General features: G+C 30.9%; 13 protein-coding genes. 9 read left to right on the top strand and 4 right to left on the bottom strand.

Going from position 1 to position 16,084, the window contains the following annotated elements; translation table 11 throughout:
• Positions 1-17: 17 nt before the first annotated feature.
• The 4 genes from napA to FBE96_RS03815 all read right to left on the bottom strand — a co-directional run bounded on the left by napA (position 18) and on the right by FBE96_RS03815 (position 6,471).
• On the bottom strand, positions 18-2,792 hold the full coding sequence (gene napA, locus FBE96_RS03830; RefSeq protein WP_002852404.1) for a periplasmic nitrate reductase subunit alpha: 2,775 nt from the start codon (positions 2,790-2,792) through the stop codon (positions 18-20).
• A 246-nt stretch (positions 2,793-3,038) separates the two neighbouring features.
• The gene (gene tpx / locus FBE96_RS03825; protein ID WP_145599618.1) at positions 3,039-3,566 is read right to left on the bottom strand and encodes a thiol peroxidase; all 528 of its coding nucleotides are present in this window, start codon (positions 3,564-3,566) and stop codon (positions 3,039-3,041) included.
• 98 nt (positions 3,567-3,664) lie between these two features.
• Positions 3,665-4,402, bottom strand: a complete 738-nt coding sequence (peb2, locus tag FBE96_RS03820) for an AcfC family adhesin PEB2 (protein ID WP_002858781.1) — start codon at positions 4,400-4,402, stop codon at positions 3,665-3,667.
• A gap of 38 nt (positions 4,403-4,440) precedes the next feature.
• Positions 4,441-6,471 carry an ATP-dependent helicase gene (locus FBE96_RS03815; RefSeq protein WP_002905598.1) on the bottom strand — a complete coding sequence of 677 codons (2,031 nt, stop codon included), beginning with the start codon at positions 6,469-6,471 and terminating at the stop codon, positions 4,441-4,443.
• 128 nt (positions 6,472-6,599) lie between these two features.
• Here FBE96_RS03815 and FBE96_RS03810 point away from each other — a divergent pair, with 128 nt between their 5' ends.
• The 9 genes from FBE96_RS03810 (at position 6,600) to FBE96_RS03770 (ending at position 16,054) form a co-directional block, all read left to right on the top strand.
• Positions 6,600-7,622 carry a hypothetical protein gene (locus FBE96_RS03810; RefSeq protein ID WP_002896856.1) on the top strand — a complete coding sequence of 341 codons (1,023 nt, stop codon included), beginning with the start codon at positions 6,600-6,602 and terminating at the stop codon, positions 7,620-7,622.
• 22 nt (positions 7,623-7,644) lie between these two features.
• Entirely contained in the window at positions 7,645-10,257 is a 2,613-nt protein-coding gene (locus tag FBE96_RS03805) for a valine--tRNA ligase (RefSeq protein WP_002896855.1), read from the top strand.
• A 4-nt stretch (positions 10,258-10,261) separates the two neighbouring features.
• Entirely contained in the window at positions 10,262-11,272 is a 1,011-nt protein-coding gene (locus tag FBE96_RS03800; RefSeq protein ID WP_002852619.1) for a methionine ABC transporter ATP-binding protein, read from the top strand.
• Positions 11,269-12,180, top strand: a complete 912-nt coding sequence (locus tag FBE96_RS03795; RefSeq protein WP_002852518.1) for a methionine ABC transporter permease — start codon at positions 11,269-11,271, stop codon at positions 12,178-12,180. Before FBE96_RS03800 ends, FBE96_RS03795 begins: the two co-directional genes overlap by 4 nt.
• Before the next feature lie 189 nt (positions 12,181-12,369).
• Positions 12,370-13,143 carry a MetQ/NlpA family ABC transporter substrate-binding protein gene (locus tag FBE96_RS03790; protein ID WP_002852410.1) on the top strand — a complete coding sequence of 258 codons (774 nt, stop codon included), beginning with the start codon at positions 12,370-12,372 and terminating at the stop codon, positions 13,141-13,143.
• 48 nt (positions 13,144-13,191) lie between these two features.
• Complete coding sequence (locus FBE96_RS03785) at positions 13,192-13,962, top strand: MetQ/NlpA family ABC transporter substrate-binding protein (RefSeq protein ID WP_019260235.1); 771 nt, start codon at positions 13,192-13,194, stop codon at positions 13,960-13,962.
• 9 nt (positions 13,963-13,971) lie between these two features.
• Positions 13,972-14,748 (top strand): MetQ/NlpA family ABC transporter substrate-binding protein, encoded by a 777-nt coding sequence (locus FBE96_RS03780; protein WP_002852406.1) that lies wholly within the window; start codon positions 13,972-13,974, stop codon positions 14,746-14,748.
• Between the two features lie 83 nt (positions 14,749-14,831).
• Entirely contained in the window at positions 14,832-15,494 is a 663-nt protein-coding gene (gene flgA, locus FBE96_RS03775) for a flagellar basal body P-ring formation chaperone FlgA (RefSeq protein ID WP_002852578.1), read from the top strand.
• Positions 15,491-16,054, top strand: a complete 564-nt coding sequence (locus tag FBE96_RS03770; protein WP_002852466.1) for a UbiX family flavin prenyltransferase — start codon at positions 15,491-15,493, stop codon at positions 16,052-16,054. The genes flgA and FBE96_RS03770 overlap by 4 nt, the downstream gene beginning before the upstream one ends.
• The last annotated feature ends 30 nt before the right edge of the window (positions 16,055-16,084 follow it).

The following is a 16,084-nucleotide window of genomic DNA, read 5'->3' as shown; positions in this document are numbered from 1 at the left end:
TTAATCAAAACCCTAAATTAAGCTTTATAAATTTTTACAGCACATTTTTTAAAGTCAGTTTGTTTTGAAAGCGGACAAGTCGCATCCAAAGTAACTTTATTGATATATACATTCTCATCAAACCACGGCACATACACAAGTCCTACAGGCGGTTTGTTTCTTCCACGCATATCTACTCTTGCTTTTACTTTACCACGACGAGATTCCACCCAAACCAAATCACCTTGATTTAAGCCTAATTTCTCTCCATCTTTCTCACTCATATAGCAAAGTGCTTCAGGCACAGCACGGTAAAGCTCAGGCACACGCATAGTCATAGTTCCACTATGCCAATGCTCTAAAACCCTTCCTGTTGCAAGCCAGAACGGATACTCTTTACTTGGTCTTTCAGGTGCTTTCATAAATGGCCTAAAGAAAATTTTAGCCTTATTTTTAATACTGTGCTCTTTTTCATCTTTAGGAGCTATTAAATCCCCATTTGTAAGCATTTTGTTAAAATCACCATAAAAAGCAAAATCTGAATTTGGAGCCGCTTTTTTAGCATAATAATCAAATTTAGTATTAAATCTCCACTGTGTTTCCTTGCCATTAACCACAGGCCATCTTAAACCCCTTACTTTATGATAGGTATCAAAATCCGCTAAATCATGTCCGTGTCCTAAGCCAAATTTACGATATTCTTCCCAAAGGTATTTTTGAACGAAAAAGCCATAGCCTGTAAATTCTTTTCCATCACTGCCTTGAATTTTTCTCTCATCACCTTTAACATCGGTATTATCAAAGCCTTTTGCGATGGCATCGTTTGGATTAAAGCTTTTTGCTTCTTTATTGGCAAATAGCACATCAAAAAGTGTATCATCTTCGCTATAACCCATAGCTTTTGCCTCTTCTAAAACGCTTGGCAAGGTAAGCTTATTATCCACTTTTTGCTCTTTCCAAACTTCTTTAAGCTTAAAGCGTTTTGCAAATTCTAAAATTTGCCAAGTATCACTCATGGCAGCACCTACAGGTAAGACTTGTTGTTTCCAATGTTGAGTTCTTCTTTCAGCATTACCATAAGCACCCCATTTTTCATAAATCATAGCGCTTGGTAAAATAAGATCAGCTACTTTTGCTGAAATTCCAGGATAACAATCACTTACAACAATAAAATTATCCATTTCTCTTGCTGCTGCAATCCAGTGATTTGCATTTGCAGTGTTTTGCCATGGATTATTCACTTGCACCCATGCAAATTTAATTTTTCCATCTTCTAAATCTCTCATGATATTAAGATAAGGAGAACCTGGTTTTGGGTTGATAGTCTTTGCAGGAACTTTCCAAATTTTTTCAGAAATTTCTCTGTGTTTTGGATTGGCTACAACCATATCTGCAGGCAAACGATGTGAGAAAGTTCCTACTTCCCTAGCTGTTCCACAGGCACTTGGCTGTCCTGTTAAAGAAAAGGCTCCACTACCTGGTTTAGCTTGCTTTCCTAGCAAAAAATGTACCATATAAGCTTGTTCATTTACCCAAGAACCTCTTGTGTGTTGATTAAAGCCCATAGTCCAAAAACTTACGACTTTGCGATTTTTCTCTATGTAAAGATTAGCTAATTCTTGAAGTTTTTTCTTAAAATCTTCCAAAGACTCATTATCATCACCTTTGGCTACTCTTGCAGTGTATTCTAAAGTATAAGGGGCTAAACCTTTTTTAAATTCGTCAAAAGAAATTTCCCAGTTTTTATCAGCCACACCTTGATGTTTCATTTCAAATTTATCACCCGCTTTAACGCCAAGATAAGATAAAGAAGTAGCCTCTTCATCATCTAAAGTGATTACATTTTCTTTTTCAACCGTATCTTTTTCACTTTCTTTAAATTTTGGATGATTTGGATTATTTCTCATACCATAACCAATATCAGCATAACCAGTTGCAAATACGCAGTGATCTTTGATAAATTTCATATCCATAGCCTCTGGATGATTATAAACAATCTCTCTTGCTATGTAGTTCCAAATAGCCAAATCTGTATTTGGTTTAAAAATAATTTCAATATCAGCAATATTTGAAGTACGGTTAGAAAAAGTGCTTAGATTAACAACTTTAACCTTATCAAGATTGCTTAGTTTTCTATCACTTACTCTTGACCAAAGGATTGGGTGCATTTCAGCCATATTAGCTCCCCAAGTGATAATAGTATCTGTAAGCTCTATATCATCATAACAGCCTGATGGCTCATCTACACCAAAAGTTTGCATAAAACCAACCACTGCAGAGGCCATACAATGTCTTGCATTTGGATCGATATTATTTGTTCTAAAACCCGCTTTTGCAAGCTTTAAAGCAGCATAACCTTCTTGGATAGTGTATTGCCCACTACCAAAAATCCCTATACCTGTAACGCCGAGTTCATTGTAGGCTTTTTTAAATTGTTTTTCCATTTCATCAAAGGCTCTTTGCCAAGAAACTTGTTGAAATTTGCCTTTTTTATCAAATTCGCCTTTTTCATTCATGCGAAGCAAAGGCATAACAAGACGATCTTCACCATACATGATCTTAGCATTAAAATAACCTTTGATACAATTAAGTCCGCGATTTACGGGTGCTGCAGGATCACCTTTTGTTGCTACGATTTTGCCATCTTTTCTGGCTATCATAATTCCACAGCCAGTTCCACAAAATCTACAAACAGCCTTATCCCATTTCCAATCTTCTTCTTGTGCACCAAGCATAGAGCTTGGAACACTAAGTCCTGCAACACTAGCAGCACTTGCAATAGCGGTATTTTTAATAAAATCCCTTCTATTCATCCTTATTCCTCCAAAATAAAAAAATCATCTTATTATAAAAAATGGAGTATAAAAATCTCTTGAAATTTTAATAAAAATAATAATTTTAAAGCTCTATTTTATAGGAGTTTTATTGTCCTTTTTATATTATTCTTACACAAAATAAATATTAAAAATAATCAACTTAACAATTAAAATATAATCAACTTAAAATAATAAAAAAATGAAGATATAAAAATTAAGCCCTAAGAATGGGCTTAATCAAAATTAATGGCAACCACAACCACCGCAGCAGCTAGAACCACCAAAAAATGCATCAAGTTTTGCAATATCTGGCATTTCTGTGATTTCATTTACAAGTTCTTTATATGCCACTTTACCCTCTTTAATCACAAATACGGCACGAGCTAAAAGCCCTTCTAAAGCACCTTCATTTATCAAAACACCATATTTTTCACCAAATTCTTTTGCCACAAAATCACTTGCAACACTTAAATTTTCAATACCTTCTGTACTGCAAAATCTTCCCATAGCAAAAGGTAAGTCCATACTTACTACAATCACTTCAGCACCATTGTAACTGGCTACTTTTTTATTAAATTCTCTAGCCTCTGTAGCACAAACTGGTGTATCTAAACTTGGAACACTTAAAATGATTTGAGTTTTACCCGCTGCACCGATTTCAATCACGCTTAAATCTTTAGCTTTAAGATTTATCTTAGGAGCATCTGCTCCAACTTCTACTGAATTTCCTTTAAGTTTTACAGGATTTCCTTTAAAATTTACTATACTCATTTAATTTCCTTTTTTGATATTTTAAACATTATTGCAATTAATGTTTTAGGAGTAATTATATCCTATAAATATTAATTATTTTTTAATTTCACTCAAAATTATTTTACTTCTTTCCAAGTATATTTTTTCCACACTTTTTGAGCTTCCTGACTCTTAATAAAATCTACAAATTCTAAAGCTTTTTTATTTTCTAAACCTTTTTTTGTAGGAGCTATTTCAGCTGCACGATAAATCACTGCATTTTTATCTTTGATAAATAAAGCTTTATCATCGCCTAAAGCCTTTGCCCAATGAGACCAAATGATTAAAGCATCAATATTTGGATTGTTATTCCACTCATCTACAGCAGCTTTGGAATTTTTAGCATAAATTTTTATATTTTTACGTAATTTTACCAAATTTTCTCTTTTTGCACTTTTTAAAGCCATATCTTCATAAAGTCCAACTTGTCCTGCACCATCAACCACCATAACATTTATGCCATCTTTTAAAATGTCTTCAAAATTTTTAATATTTTTTGGATTATTTGGACGCACGATAATACCTGATGGACGCACATTTAAAACGCTTAAATTTTCCAAACTTAAACTTGGAATTTTTTTAGCAAAATCATCCATCATTGAAGTATTGCCTGAAAAAATCAAATCTGCATTTTCTTTTGCTTTGTCTACCCAAGCTGGAGTTGGACCTGCGGTTACAATCACCTTTTCTTTTGTTTTTTCTTCAAATTTTAAAGCAAGCTCTTTTAGCACAGGAGCAGGACCACCTGGACCATAAACTAAAATTTCAGCATTTAAAAAACTTGCTGCTAAACTTAAAATTAATATTTTTTTCATAAAATAAACCTTTCTTTGATAATATAAAGGAAATTGTATCAATCTATAGTTAACTCTCCCTTGCAAAGCCCTGCTTCTATAAGAAAACGAGAAGGAGCGAAAGAAGTTTTTTTATTTTTATCATATTTAGCATAGCTTAAATAAAGTATATTTTTTGCCCTAGTTACTGCAACATAAAAAAGCCTTCTTTCTTCTTCTAAGCTTCCACCCATTCCCATAAGCTTTTGATTAGGAAAGCGACCTTGCGCAAGATCAATCACAAAAACAAGATCAAATTCCAAGCCCTTACTTGCATGTACGCTAAGCAAATTAACTCCTTTGCCACTACTCATTTCACTTGCACCTAAAGTTAAAAAATTATAATACTTATAAATATCGCTATAATTTTTTGCAAGCTCTTTTAAGACATTAAATTTTGTTTCTATTTTTTCTAAATTTTCACTCTTTCTTAATAAATCCACCTGCCCTGCTTTGTTCGTCGCTCTTTTAGTTGCAAGTTCTTCGCAAATTTCTCTATAAAAAGAATTTTCGCAAATTAAATTGACTAAAGTCAAAGAATGTTTTATTTCCATAGCTTTTTTTAAAAAAAGATAGATTTTTTCCAAATTTCTAGCGCACAAATCATTGATTTTTGAAAGTCTTAAAATAGGATGTGCGTCAAATTCACTCTCAAATTTAAAACGAGTTTCGCTAGCTAATTCTTCTAAATCTGCAAAAAGCCCAAGTTGATAATTTCTTTTTTGATGATTTTGCAAATTTACATTTTTATCAGGATCTAAAAAACCTTTTATTAAATTTCCATGCCCTAATTTTAAAAGTGCGTCAAAAATTTCTTTTGCTAAAACTCCACCCACACCTTTGGTATATTGAACCAAATGAATAAAAGCCATGATATCCTTAGGATTTACCACAAGCGCAAGCATGGAGCTAAAAGCTTTAACTTCCAAACTTTCAAAAAAACTTCCACTTCCCTTTCTCACACTTGCAACGCCCTGCTCCCTTAAAGCTACTTCAACCCCATCAGCACTTGAGTTGTTGCGAAAAATCACGGCAATTTCTTCCAAACTTACTCCGCTTGTAAGTATCATTTTGGCTATATTTTGATACTGATCAAATAATTCTTCAAAAGTAAGCAAAGATGGGGCTTTAAACTCATCATTTCTTGTAACAATAAGTTCTTTTGGATATAATCTTTCGTTATTTAAAATCACTTTATTAGCCAAAGCTAAAATACTTCTTGATGAACGGTAGTTTTTATTTAAAGAAAAAATTTTTGCATCTTTAAAACGATCTTTAAACCCACCTATGATATTAATATCCGCTCCATTAAAAGCATAAATACTTTGATCATAATCCCCTACGCAAAACAAACTTTTACTATGAAAAGCCTCTATTAAAGAACTTTGCAAAGTATTTGTGTCTTGATATTCATCTACTAAAATTTCATCAAATTCATATTTTTCTTCTTTTAAAAGATCTTTTAGATTGATAAGCAAGTCATTAAAATCCACATAATTAAAACGCTTTTTTTCATTATCATATTCTTTTAAAATATCTTCATAAATTTCAGCATAAATACTTTGATCTTCATAGTTTTGACAAAACCAAGTATAAAAATCTTGATTGTGTGCTTTGTTTTGAAACAAAGAATAAAGATCGTATAAATAACTTGATTGATAAGGTTTTATATCACTTAAATGCCTAAAAGTTCTTTTTTCATAGACACTTTTAAGTAGAGTTTTTAACTCGCTTGCTTGCTTTAAGGCTATATTTTTATCCGCATTTCTAAGTAAGGTATAAGCCGTACTATGAAAAGTTCCTGCAAGTATTTTACTGGTAATATTTTTATCAAAAAATTTCCCTAAACGCCCTATCATTTCTTTGCTGGCTTTATTTGTGAAAGTCAAAAGCATGATTTTTTGAGGTGCCACTCCCTTGCTTAAAAGATAAGAAATTCTTGCAACAATAGTAGAAGTTTTTCCCGTCCCTGCACTTGCAATAACAAGATTGTGTCCAAAATCAGCAGTAGCGGCAAGATATTGTTCATTATTTAATTTTGAAAGTGGCATTATTTTCCTTATAAAAGTTAAAATTATAAAAAAAAATTACTTAAAAATATAAAAATTTAAAATTACTTTATATTAGATTATAGTACAATGCTAAAATTATTTAACTTTCTATTTTTAAGGGATAGCAAATGAATTTGAAAATTTTTTCTATTATTGTTAGCATATTAATTGCTGTTATTGTAATATTAGGTGGAACCTATTATTATCTTTTTGAATATTCAAAACCAAAGAATTACACCTTAAATACCAACACTTACACCGAACAAAAATCGTATACCAATAACTACGATAATCCCTATTCACCCTCGATCCAAACCAACAATAGTTCATCAAATGTAAATACTAACAACAATACCATCCAAAAGCAAGAAACAAACCCATTATTAGATGAAAATCAAAGCTTAAATAACGATACATTTAATATATCAATAAGCGAAAACAATCAAAGCTTAAATAATGACACCAATACAAGTAATAATATTAATACAAATGAAAATAAGCAAATTTTAGATACGGATAAAGAAAAATTAAAACAAGAAAATAAACAAGCCAAAATAGAAGCTCTTAAAAAAGAAATCAGCAAACAACAAAAGATCTTAGAAAGAGAAAGAGCTATAAAAAAAGAACTTCAATCAAACAAATCAAACAAAAATAAATATCTAAATACCGCTAGAGAGTATCTAAGCATAGGAAAAAACAGTCGTTTAGAACCTGAGCTTAGCACAGAAAATATGAAAGTTTATATTTTAGATGGAAAATTTTTAAGCCAATACAGAATCAATCTGTTAAAAGATATGCTAAGCATTATACAAGATAATGCAAAAGATTATTATCTAAGTATTTTTGTTAAAATGCTACCAAAAGGGGAAATGAAATTAACTATCTATAACAAAGAAATTATCTTTTCAGATATGAAAAAAGCTTATAAATATATTAGTTTAGATAGATTAAGCCCATATTTAAACAATCCAAAAGAATTAAATGAACATGTAGCACGTGAAGAAATTTTAGAAAGACTTAAACTTCAAATTAAAAAAGATGGCAAAGGAAGTGATTTTTCTAAACATATCAAAAGTTTGAAAACTGGACTTAATACAGCACAATATTTCTTCCCGTTTTGTGAAATTATAGAAATTAGCTCTATTAAATAAGCTAAAACAATAAAGGCAAATAATGTATGATAAAAATTTAGAAAAAGAGTATTATCAAATTTGCGAAGAACGCGGATATTTTGAAATCGATGGCAATAAAACCATACAAGAAAAAGATAAAAATTTCTGCATTATGATGCCTCCTCCTAATGTCACTGGAGTTTTACACATAGGACATGCTTTAACTTTTACTCTACAAGATATTATGACGCGTTATAAAAGAATGGATGGCTATAAGGTTCTTTATCAACCAGGGCTTGATCACGCAGGTATTGCCACTCAAAATGTTGTAGAAAAACAACTCCTTGCTCAAGGCATTAAAAAAGAAGAACTAGGTAGAGAGGAATTTATAGAAAAAGTCTGGGAGTGGAAAGAGCAAAGCGGTGGAAAAATTTTAGACCAAATGAGAACACTAGGCATCACTCCTGCATGGAGTCGCTTGCGTTTTACTATGGATGAAGGTTTGGTTAATGCCGTAAAAAAAGCCTTTGTAGAACTTTATGATAAAAGACTTATTGTACGTGGAAACTACATGATAAATTGGTGTACCCATGATGGCGCTTTAAGTGATATAGAAGTTGAATACAAAGAAAACAAAGGAAAACTTTATCATATTAAATACTTTTTAAAAGATAGCGATGAATTTTTAGTAGTAGCCACAACGCGTCCTGAAACTTTTTTTGGCGATACTGCAGTTATGGTGCATCCTGATGATGAACGCTATACTAAATTTGTGGACAAAGAAGTGATTTTGCCTATAAGCAAAAAAGCCATTAAAATCATAGCCGATAAACATGTAGAAAAAGATTTTGGAACAGGAGTTGTAAAAGTTACTCCCGCTCATGACATGAACGATTATGAAGTAGGACTTAGACATAATTTAGATTTTATAAGTGTTTTTGATGAAAAAGGAATTTTAAACGAGCATTGTTTAGAGTTTCAAGGTTTAGAACGCTTAGAAGCAAGAGAAAGAATCGTAGCCAAACTTAAAAGTCTTGGTTTTATAGAAAAAATAGAAGAGCATAACAATCAAATAGGATATTGTTATCGTTGCAACAATATAGTTGAACCTTATATCTCCAAACAATGGTTTGTAAAAAAAGAAATCGCCCAAGAAAGTATAGAAAAAGTTGCGCTTGGAGAAAGCAAATTTTACCCAAATCACTGGATAAATAGCTTTAATGCTTGGATGAAAGATTTAAGAGATTGGTGTATTTCAAGACAACTTTGGTGGGGGCATCAAATTCCTGTGTATTATTGCGAATGCTCTCATGAATGGGCAAGCCAACATACGCCTAAAACTTGTCCAAAATGTCAAAGTCAAAATTTCAAACAAGATGAAGATGTACTTGATACTTGGTTTTCTTCAGGACTTTGGGCTATGAGTACTCTAGGCTGGGGAAATGAAAATTGGGGTAAAGATAAAATTTGGTCTGAAAAGGATTTAAAAGATTTTTACCCTAATTCTTTACTCATTACAGGTTTTGATATTTTATTTTTCTGGGTGGCTAGAATGATGTTTCAAAGCACCAATGTCTTACATCAACTTCCTTTTAAGGATATTTATTTACATGCTCTTGTGAAAGATGAGCAAGGTAGAAAAATGAGTAAAAGCCTTGGAAATGTCATCGATCCAAATGAAAGCATTAAAGAATATAGTGCTGATATTTTACGCTTTACTTTAGCACTTCTTGCTATACAAGGACGCGATATTAAACTTAGCAATGATAAACTTTTACAAGTTAGAAATTTTACAAATAAAATTTATAATGCTACAAATTATCTGCTTTTAAATGAAAGTAAATTTGAAGATTTGGAAAATATCACACTTCATTCAGAATTAGCAAAATATATTTATGCCAAATTTCAAACTTGTGTTAAGGATGTAAGAGAAAATTTAGACAATTATCGCTTTAATGATGCAGCCAATACTCTATATAAATTCTTTTGGGATGATTTTTGCGATTGGGGTATAGAGCTTAGCAAAGCCGAAAAATCGAGCGTTAAAGAACTTGGTAGTATTTTCAAAGAAGCTTTAAAACTTTTAAATCCTTTCATGCCTTTTATCAGCGAGTATTTATACCACAAACTAAGCGATACAGAACTTAAAACAAGCCCTTCTATTATGATAAGCAAATATCCAAAATTTAAAGAACAAGATAAAAATATAGAAAAAATCTTTTCTTTGCTCATAGAAAGCATAGTTAGTATCCGCCGTGCTAAAAGTTTAATCGATCTTGGAAATTCTAAAATAGAAAAAGCTTATATCAAATTTAACGATAAAAAAATCAAAGATGAAATCAAAGCTTATATGAATTTTATCATAATGCTCGCAAAGTGCGAGCAAATAGAATTTAGTGAAGAAAAATTACCAAAGGCAATATGTGATGTTAGCGAGAATTTAGAAATTTTTATTACGCTTGAAAATGTTGATTTAAGTGGTATTTTAACAAGACTTGAAAATCAAAAAAATAAGCTTGAAAAAGAAAGTTTCAAGCTTAACTCCATGCTTTCAAATGAAAAATTCATCGCTAACGCACCTAAAGAGGTGGTGGAGCAAAATAAAGAAGCTCTAGAAAATTTAAAAATTCAACTTGAAAAAATATCAGTTGAACTTCAAAATCTAAGAGGTTAAAAATTTGATAAAAATAAAAAATTTAAAAAAATATTATGGCAAGGAACTCGTGATAAACGATGTTTCTTTGGAGATTAAAAAGGGTGAAATTTACGCCATAGTAGGTCATAGTGGAGCTGGAAAATCCACTCTTTTAAGATGTATTAATGGACTTGAGAATTATCAAGAAGGAAGTTTAAAAGTCTTTGATCAAGAAATTAAAGATTTAAGTCAAAAAAAATCAAAAGAGTTAAGAATGCTTAGAAAAGATATAGGGATGATTTTTCAAAATTTTGCCCTAATGGAGCGCAAAAATGTATTTGAAAATGTTGCTATGCCTTTAAGAACACACTATACTCAGTGTAAATTTCATGCCAAGCTTTTTAATAAAGAATACATGAGCGAAAAAGAAATTGCCCAAAAAGTCAATTCCTTACTTGAAATCGTAGGGCTTGATCATAAAAACAAATCCTATCCAAGAGAACTGAGCGGAGGGCAAAAACAACGCGTTGCTATTGCTAGAGCCTTAGCTTTAAACCCAAAAATTTTACTTAGTGACGAAGCTACTTCGGCTCTTGATCCAAACACTACAAAAAATATTTTAGAGCTTATATCTAAAATCAATGCTGAATTTGGGATTACTGTTGTTTTAGTAACTCACGAAATGGATGTGGTAAAAGACATAGCTCAAAAAGCTTTATTACTTGAACATGGACAAATCATAGGAAGTGGAGCAATTGATGAGCTTTTTTTAAGGCCTAATGCCAAAATGAAAGAATTTTTAGGAGAAAGCGACTTCTTGCCTGAGCACGGACTTAATATCAAACTTTACTTTCCAAAAGAAGTTGCCCAAAATAGCGTCATCACTCATATGGCAAGAACTCTAAATATAGACTTTAACATAGTTTGGGGTAAAATAGAAAAACTGAATGGAAAAGCCTTGGGAAATTTAGTTATAAATATAAATGAAAAGGATAAAGACAAGGTTCTTGATTACATAGAAAAAAGTGGAGTATTATGGGAGGTGGCATCATGAATGAAGAAAACATCTCTATTGTCAGTGCTTTTTTTAGTAGAATTTCTCAATTTTTTAATGAATTTTCTTGGCAGGATATTAAAGAAGTGAGTTTAAGTTCTATCACGAGTTTCAATGAAAATTATGAAAACATTTTAAAACCTGCACTTAATGAAACAATTTATATGAGTTTAATGGCTGTACTATTTGGATTTTTATTGGCTATCATTCCTGGAATTTTACTTGCTATTTGGGATAAAAATGGAATTAAAGAAAATAAAATCGCTTATAGTATTTTAGATTTTATTACCAATATATTACGCGCCTTTCCATTTTTAATTCTTATAGTTGTTCTTTTACCACTTTCTAAAATCATAGTAGGCACAAGCATAGGTACAAATGCTGCCATAGTTCCTTTAGCTATCGGAATAGCTCCTTATTTGGCAAAGATGCTTGAAAGCGCTTTTAAAGAAATAGACAAAGGAATTATAGAAGCAGCAAAAAGTTATGGTGCTAGCAATATTCAAATTATCTTCAAGGTTATCTTTAGTGAAGCCCTTCCTGCTATAATTAGCGGAATTACCCTAACTTTGATCTTTACCATTGGTTTTTCTGCTCTTGCTGGAACTGTCGGTGGTGGAGGATTAGGAGATGTAGCTATTCGCTATGGTTATGAAAGATTTAACAAAGAAGTTATGATTCAAACTGTAGTTATTTTACTTATATTAGTTCAATTAGTTCAAATTCTAGGTAATTTATTTTATACTTGGGCTAAAAATAGTAAAACTACATATATCATTGCCACTCTATTGATTTTACTTGGAGTTAGTATAGTTATCAATATAAACAATGATGAAAATTTCTTTTGGCAAGTAATTGTTTTTATCTTATTTTTAGGAAGTTTGCTTTATAAAGGTTTCAAAAAATAAGGAGATTATATCTCCTTTTAAGATAAATATAAGTTTTTTTAAGTAAAATTTAAAAAAAATTAAAGGAATTAAAATGATGTATCAGATGCGTTAATCTGACTATCAACAAGTTTTTATATGCTTCTTCCTGATAGTCAGAGTGAATTTATTAAGATTAAAGCAAGCACAAAATGACTAAAAAGGAAAAAAATGAAAATCAAATCTTTATTTATAGCAAGTATTTTAACATTAAGTCTTAATGCAAATGCATTAGAAACCATCACAGTTGCAGCAACTCCCGTCCCTCATGCTGAAATCCTAGAACAAGTAAAACCTGATTTAGAAAAACAAGGCTATAAACTTGAAATCAAAGAATTTACGGATTATGTTTTGCCTAATCTAGCTGTTGATAACGGAGAAGCCGATGCAAATTTTTTCCAACATACTCCTTATTTGGAAGAATTTAATAAAAACAAAGGCACCAAACTTATCAAAGTAGCTGCCATACACATAGAACCTATGGCTGTTTACTCCAAAAAATACAAAAGTCTAGATGATATTAAAGAAGGGGTTAAAATCGCCATTCCAAATGATCCAACCAATGAAAGTAGAGCTTTAGATATTATTGCAAAAAAAGGTTTGGTAAAATTTAAAGATAAGGCTTTAAAAACACCTCTTGATATTATAGACAATCCTAAAAAAATTAAATTTGTAGAATTAAAGCCCGCACAACTTCCAAGAGCTTTGAATGATGTTGATTTTGCTGTAATTAATTCCAACTACGCTCTCTCTGCAAATCTAAATCCTGCAAAAGATAGCGTATTTATCGAAGATAAAGAAAGCCCGTATGCAAACATTCTTGTTGTAAGAGTGGGACATGAAAACGATCCAAAAATCAAAGCCTTAATCCAAGCTCTACAAAGTGATAAAATCAAACAATTTATCATAGAAAAATACAACGGATCTGTTTTACCTGCTTTTTAATTTTGTCCCTTACCTAGGGACTTTTTTCTTAAGTACAAAGGAGTTTTTATGAATTTATTTAAAATTATTATACTCGCTTGCATTCTAAATTTATCTAGCCTATTTGCACAAAACATTACTATAGGAGCCACTCCAAATCCTTTTGGTAGCTTACTAGAACTAATGAAAGATGATTTTAAAAACAAAGGGTATGATCTTAAAATAGTAGAATTTTCAGACTATATTTTGCCCAATCGTGCATTAGAGGAAAAAGAACTTGATGCAAATTTATATCAACACAAACCTTTTTTAGAAGAATACAACCTAAAAAAAGGTTCAAATTTAATTGCAACAACGCCTGTACTTATAGCTCCAGTAGGAGTTTATAGTAAAAAAATCAAAAATTTAGAAAATCTTAAAGAAGGTGCTAGAGTTGCTATACCTAATGATGCGACCAATGAAAGCAGAGCTTTAGAGCTTTTAGAGAAAGCAAAATTAATAGAGCTTAACAAAAATACTCTAAAAACCCCATTGGACATAAACAAAAATCCAAAAAAACTTAAATTTATAGAACTTAAAGCCGCACAACTTCCAAGAGCTTTAGATGATGTTGATATTGCTATAATTAATTCTAATTTCGCACTTGGAGCCGGTCTGAATCCAAGTAAAGATACTATTTTTAGGGAAGATAAAAATAGCCCTTATGTAAATTATGTTGTGGTACGCTCAGAAGGTAAAAATAGCGAAAAAACCAAAGTAATTGATGAAATTTTAAGAAGCGATAAATTTAAAGCCATCATTAATGAACATTATAAAGATATATTAATCCCAGCTTTTTAGGAGTATAATATGAATATTAAAAAAATATTTTTAAGTGTTTTATTTACAATTAGCCTTAGTTTTGGGGCAGATAAAACCATAATCATAGGTGCAACACCAACGCCTTATGCTGAAATTTTAAATTTCTCTAAACCCTTATTTCAAGAAAAAGGTTGGAAGTTAATAGTTAAGGAATTTAATGACTATAATATACCTAACATCGCTTTAAATGAAAAAGATTTAGATGCAAATTTATATCAGCATAAACCTTTTTTAGATGATTTTAATACCCACAAAGGAACAAAATTAAGTTCTTTAGGTGCTATTGTTTTAGTTCCTATGGCTATATATTCTAACTCCATAAAAGATATAAAAGACATTCCTAATGGTGCTAAAATCGCTATACCTAATGATGCTACCAATGAAAGCAGAGCTCTTGATTTACTAGCTAAAGCAAATTTAATAGAGTTTAAAAGTCAAAGCACCCTTAAAACCCCTATTGACATAAGTAAAAATCCAAAAAAACTTAAATTTATAGAGCTTAAAGCCGCACAACTTCCAAGAGCCCTAAATGATACTGATTTGGCTATTATTACCACAAACTATGCTCTTGGAGCAGGCTTAAACCCTTTAAAAGATGGTATTTTTATGGAAGATAAAGATAGTTTATATGCTATTGTTTTAGCTACAAGAAAAGGTGAAGAAACAAGTCAAAAAAGTCTTGTTATTAAAGAAATTTTAACAAGCGATAAAATTAAAAATTTTATCATAGAAAAATACAAAGGCTCTGTTATCCCTACTTTTTAACTCTATACAAAGCCTTCTAAAGGCTTTGTTAAACTTATAAAAGCTAAAATACTATTTATTGCATTATAATTCTTAGGATAAAAATGAAAATTATTTTTTTAACTTTTTTTATTGTGATAAATTATATCCAAGCAGCTAGTTTAGAAGAAATCAAAACAGCACTAGCTAAAGAATTTAGAAATAATTTTCCTAAAATTATAATTTCTCAAATTGATTTAAAAATAACATCATTGCCTAAAGATTTTGATCAATATGAATTTCTAAGAATCGCTAATGGGCGTTTTAATCAAGCACAAGGCTTTTTAAGGGCTGAATTTAAAACTCCGCAAAATATACAAAAAAATGTATTTTTTAGATATTTCATTCAAGCAAATTTAGAAGTTTTAAAAAGCGAACGCGCTATAAAAAGAGGAGATAAACTTGGAGCTTTTGACTATAAAAGCGTATTGATTGATTTTGATAAAGTTCCTTTAAATGCCTTAACCTTAGATGATGTAGATAATCTTGTAGCTAAAAGCAATATTAACAAAAACGCCATTTTAAGAGCAAATATGTTTAAAACCACAGCTTTAATACGCCGAAATGATCCTATAATCGGGGTTTTAAGCGAAGCAAATGTTGATGTTTTAATCGAACTTGTGGCTTTGCAAAGTGCAAATATGGGCGAAAGGATTCGTGCAAAAAACAAAGAAGGTAAAGTTATGCAAGGTATCGTAGTGGGTAAAAATAGGATGATTATACAATGAAAGTTTTATTGGGAATTTCTGGTTCAAGCAGTGTCAATTTAGGCTTAAAATTATTAAAAAATTTAGAAAATCAATGCGAACTTTATTGTATTTTAACCCAAGGTGCAAAACTTAACTTCAAAACTGAAAATCAAGCAAATTTAGAAGAAATTTGTCAAGAAAATTTTAAATACACTCATTTTTTAGATGATAAAAATTTAAGTCTAAGTGTAGCAAGTGGATCTTTTGGAATAGAAAAAACCATCATTGCTCCTTGTTCAATTTCAAGTTTAGCAAAAATTCACGCTGGTTTTGCAGACACTCTTTTAATGCGTGCTGCAGCAGTAGCCCTAAAAGAAAGAAAAAAACTCATCTTAGGGGTACGTGAAATGCCTTTTTCTACTTTAAATTTAGAACATATGTTAAAACTTAGCCAAATGGGAGTTATCATCGCCCCTCCTATTATCGCAAGCTATTCTAAAGCAAACAATCTAGAGCAAATGGAAAATTTTATCGCAGGTAAATGGTTAGATCTTTTAGAAATAAAACACAATTTATATGAAAAATGGCAAAATTTTTAGTTTAAATTTGTTATATTTTTAAAAAAAATT

Source organism: Campylobacter sp. CFSAN093241 (assembly GCF_012889595.1).
Lineage (GTDB): Bacteria > Campylobacterota > Campylobacteria > Campylobacterales > Campylobacteraceae > Campylobacter_D > Campylobacter_D jejuni.
This window is presented reverse-complemented; position numbering and strand designations above follow the sequence as displayed.

Coding starts and splice junctions, on each gene's coding strand:
- napA (WP_002852404.1), bottom strand. CDS start 2,792: ATGAATAGAAGGGATTTTATTAAAAATACCGCTATTGCAAGTGCTGCT.
- tpx (WP_145599618.1), bottom strand. CDS start 3,566: ATGAGTATAGTAAATTTTAAAGGAAATCCTGTAAAACTTAAAGGAAAT.
- peb2 (WP_002858781.1), bottom strand. CDS start 4,402: ATGAAAAAAATATTAATTTTAAGTTTAGCAGCAAGTTTTTTAAATGCT.
- FBE96_RS03815 (WP_002905598.1), bottom strand. CDS start 6,471: ATGCCACTTTCAAAATTAAATAATGAACAATATCTTGCCGCTACTGCT.
- FBE96_RS03810 (WP_002896856.1), top strand. CDS start 6,600: ATGAATTTGAAAATTTTTTCTATTATTGTTAGCATATTAATTGCTGTT.
- FBE96_RS03805 (WP_002896855.1), top strand. CDS start 7,645: ATGTATGATAAAAATTTAGAAAAAGAGTATTATCAAATTTGCGAAGAA.
- FBE96_RS03795 (WP_002852518.1), top strand. CDS start 11,269: ATGAATGAAGAAAACATCTCTATTGTCAGTGCTTTTTTTAGTAGAATT.
- FBE96_RS03790 (WP_002852410.1), top strand. CDS start 12,370: ATGAAAATCAAATCTTTATTTATAGCAAGTATTTTAACATTAAGTCTT.
- FBE96_RS03785 (WP_019260235.1), top strand. CDS start 13,192: ATGAATTTATTTAAAATTATTATACTCGCTTGCATTCTAAATTTATCT.
- FBE96_RS03780 (WP_002852406.1), top strand. CDS start 13,972: ATGAATATTAAAAAAATATTTTTAAGTGTTTTATTTACAATTAGCCTT.
- flgA (WP_002852578.1), top strand. CDS start 14,832: ATGAAAATTATTTTTTTAACTTTTTTTATTGTGATAAATTATATCCAA.
- FBE96_RS03770 (WP_002852466.1), top strand. CDS start 15,491: ATGAAAGTTTTATTGGGAATTTCTGGTTCAAGCAGTGTCAATTTAGGC.